Source organism: Alkalibacterium olivapovliticus (assembly GCF_003003275.1).
GTDB lineage: Bacteria > Bacillota > Bacilli > Lactobacillales > Carnobacteriaceae_A > Alkalibacterium > Alkalibacterium olivapovliticum.
On sequence record NZ_PVTO01000057.1, the window covers coordinates 1 to 3148 of the forward strand.

The following is a 3148-nucleotide window of genomic DNA, read 5'->3' on the forward strand; positions in this document are numbered from 1 at the left end:
TTTCAGAATGAAGAATCTATGGATCGCTTTTTGGTTTCCCGTTTTGATACGTACAATCAGAAGTTTTTGACACGGATTCACCGCGGCTTCCAACAAGCTGAAGCAGAGCTAGAAAAAATGTTTGAAAGATTAACAAATTAATAAATCGATTTTATAGAAGGAGCACTTCATTTACACATAATTATTGACACTCCCTTTATCATTTTTTTCGTTAACAAAGTTATAATTATCATAAATAAATTTTCCTACTATTGCTAATATAAAAAACGAAAAATTTCTTCTCAATCAATAAAATCTTTTCAATAACACGACTGACCTTTCACTTACTTTTTATAAGCGTTTTGTTTGAAGCTCTAATTTTACCCTGTTATGATGTAGATGTACTATATTTTAATAGGAGGAGATTTGATGAAACGCCTTGATAGTAAAACAGTTCTGATCACCGGTGGTAGCGGCGGTATTGGTAAAGTGACCGCTCAGAAAGCGCTGGACGAGGGTGCTAATGTTGTATTAGTAGATATTGATTCAGACGCCCTTGAAGAAACGAAAAGCGGATTAAACGGAAATGATCGTGTGCACACAATCACTGCCGATGTATCTGATGAAGAAGATGTTAAAACATACGTCAATGAAACAACAGATAAATTTGGAACCATCGATGTGTTCTTCAACAATGCCGGGATCATCGGTGATGTTAATTTCGTTCATAAACAGACTTATGAGAACTTCCAAAGGGTCTTGAACATCAATGCTGGCGGTGTCTTCCTAGGAATGAAGCACGTTATTCCAGTGATGCGTGAGCAAAACGGTGGCAGCATCATAAATACATCCTCAGTCGACGGGCTGCGAGGGTCACCAGGATTGTCACCTTACTCTACCTCTAAACATGCCGTCGTCGGGCTGACAAAAACGGCTGCACTCGAAAATGCTGAACACAAAATTAGAATCAATTCAATTCACCCTTCGCCAGTCGGCACCTCTATGATGGATGAAGTGGAAAAAGGCCTCGCTGATGAAGATGCAGAGAATATTAAAAATCAGCTGGAAGCGACTATTCCGTTTGGTGAATATGCGGAAGCTGAAGACATTGCCAACCTTGTCATTTTCCTGGGATCTAAAGAAAGTCGATTCATTACCGGTTCACAATACCGTATTGATGGTGGAATGGGAGCACAGCAATAAAAACTTACTCATAGAAATAGTCAAAAGGAGCCGAAAACATTGATGTTTTCGGCTCCTTTTCCATGTGTTTAATTGTAAGACTATCAGATCACCTTAAACCCAATATTCCTGTTCACTTTCTCGACGTCCCAGAAGGTCTGAACCAGTCGTTCGCCGTAGGGTCCCAAGTGTTCCATGAGTTCGGGTTTGTTGATGAGCATGATCGAGAGGTCCTTGTCGTAGACACTCAAGGCGTCGTACAAGGCGTCGAGGTTATGGCCGAAATAGCTCGGGATGTCGAGCTGTTCTTTGATGTAGCGGTGCGCGGTTTCTTTAGTCGTCATGCGTTCGCCGTCTAGTTTTACTGTCCTCATCTACTCGTCCTCCCCGTAAAGCTGCTGGAAACTGTCGTAATGATCGTCGGTATAGTAAATCAGTCCGTCGTTGGAATAGACCAGCCGTTCGGCGCCGCGGTAGCCGCCTTCGTAGTTGACGTCAGCTTCAAAGTAATCGCGGCCGTCTTCTTCCGGAAGCAGTCCTTCACGGTTCCCAAAATAATCGCCGCCAATCAGCATCTCGTCGGTCACTTCCCACAGGTTCCCTTCACTGGCTTCCCAGCCCAGTTCGCGCGCTTCTTCTTTCGTCAAGTAATTGTTTGGCAGCTCGTCATATGTATGGATGTACATAGCCACATCTTCAGGCGTTGAGTAATAGCCGTCTTCTTCAATGGTCTCGTTCCTGATCTCATCGGTGGTTTCAGTCTGTTCCTCTTCGATCACCTCGTCAAGGACAACTTCAAGCTCTGCGCAGCCAGAGAGCACCAAACTCGTCCCTATAGCTAAACCAGCCAGTATCTTTTTCCCCAAAGTCATTCACTCCTTTGCTCAACTCAATTATTGATTATATCTAAAAGTATAGCACATTATCTAGAGAAGCACGTTAGAAGTGTTCCACTATCTGTTATGAGCGTTTTAGTTTTGTTAAAATAGTGTACAAAAAAACAAATAAGATAGTCCATATCCTATTCGTTTTATGCCGCTTATATTTTTAATAGAGCTCAGTTCTTTTCACATCTTCGATCGTCTGCGTACCTGCCAGCTGCATGACACGCTTCAAATCTTCTTCAAAGTAATTGAAAACAGATCTTACGCCTTTCCTTCCACCTAGTGCTAAGCCATACAAAACCGGCCGACCGATCGCTACGATGTCTGCGCCGCTTGCCAGTGCTTTAAAGACATGTTCACCGCGTCGTATCCCACTGTCAAAAACGATCGGTACGCGTTTGTCGACCACTTCGGCGATCTCTTCAAGCATTTCAAAGGCGCCCGGCGCCCCGTCCAGCTGACGTCCGCCATGGTTGGAGACCCAGATCCCGGCCGCCCCGGCATCCAAGGCTAGGCGTGCATCTTCTGGCGACTGCACCCCTTTGATCAGGACCGGCAGCTTACTGTAGTCCGCGATGAACCGGATATCTTCTGCGTTGATCTTCTGCTTGGATTCTAAATAAATATTGTTCAAAGCCTCATCTTCCACGCTGCCACGAAAGTGTCTGGAGACGATCGGCATATCAAAGGGAAAGACGAATTTGTTTCGTAAGTCTTTCTCCCGGTTCCCCATCACAGTCGCATCAGCGGTCAATATAATGGCGGTCGCCCCATCTGCTTTGGCTTCGTCTAGGACCGCTTTGTTGACGCTATTATCCTTGCTCATATAGAGTTGGAACCATATCGGTGTCCCTTTGACGACTTCAGCTGTTTCGTCCAGATCAGAGCCAGTATAGGAACTGATGGACAAGATTGTCCCGTAGTCTGACACACCTTTGGCCGTCCCGACTTCCTTGCTTTCATGGGCCAATCCATGTGCGGCGATCGGTGCCATGATGATCGTGACTAGGAGGTGCGGACATAATCTTGGACTACTATAAGACAGGAGAATGTCCATGTACTCTTACCAAAAAAGATTGATAGCTGTAAAGCTTTACATCAAA

At 44.7% G+C, this 3148-nt stretch carries 4 protein-coding genes and 1 pseudogene; 2 read left to right on the forward strand and 3 right to left on the reverse strand.

What is annotated here, in order from left to right:
- Positions 1 to 141, forward strand: a pseudogene (locus CLV38_RS13400) (IS256 family transposase); the annotation flags it as partial.
- A 267-nt stretch (positions 142 to 408) separates the two neighbouring features.
- The gene (locus CLV38_RS13405; protein ID WP_106196468.1) at positions 409 to 1182 is read left to right on the forward strand and encodes an SDR family NAD(P)-dependent oxidoreductase; all 774 of its coding nucleotides are present in this window, start codon (positions 409 to 411) and stop codon (positions 1180 to 1182) included.
- 83 nt (positions 1183 to 1265) lie between these two features.
- Here the strand turns inward: CLV38_RS13405 and CLV38_RS13410 are convergent, their stop codons facing one another.
- The 3 genes from CLV38_RS13410 to CLV38_RS13420 all read right to left on the reverse strand — a co-directional run bounded on the left by CLV38_RS13410 (position 1266) and on the right by CLV38_RS13420 (position 3102).
- Entirely contained in the window at positions 1266 to 1535 is a 270-nt protein-coding gene (locus CLV38_RS13410) for a barstar family protein (RefSeq protein WP_106196471.1), read from the reverse strand.
- Entirely contained in the window at positions 1536 to 1982 is a 447-nt protein-coding gene (locus CLV38_RS13415; protein WP_245920599.1) for a ribonuclease domain-containing protein, read from the reverse strand.
- A 226-nt stretch (positions 1983 to 2208) separates the two neighbouring features.
- Positions 2209 to 3102, reverse strand: a complete 894-nt coding sequence (locus CLV38_RS13420) for an alpha-hydroxy-acid oxidizing protein (protein WP_106196476.1) — start codon at positions 3100 to 3102, stop codon at positions 2209 to 2211.
- Positions 3103 to 3148: the final 46 nt, after the last annotated feature.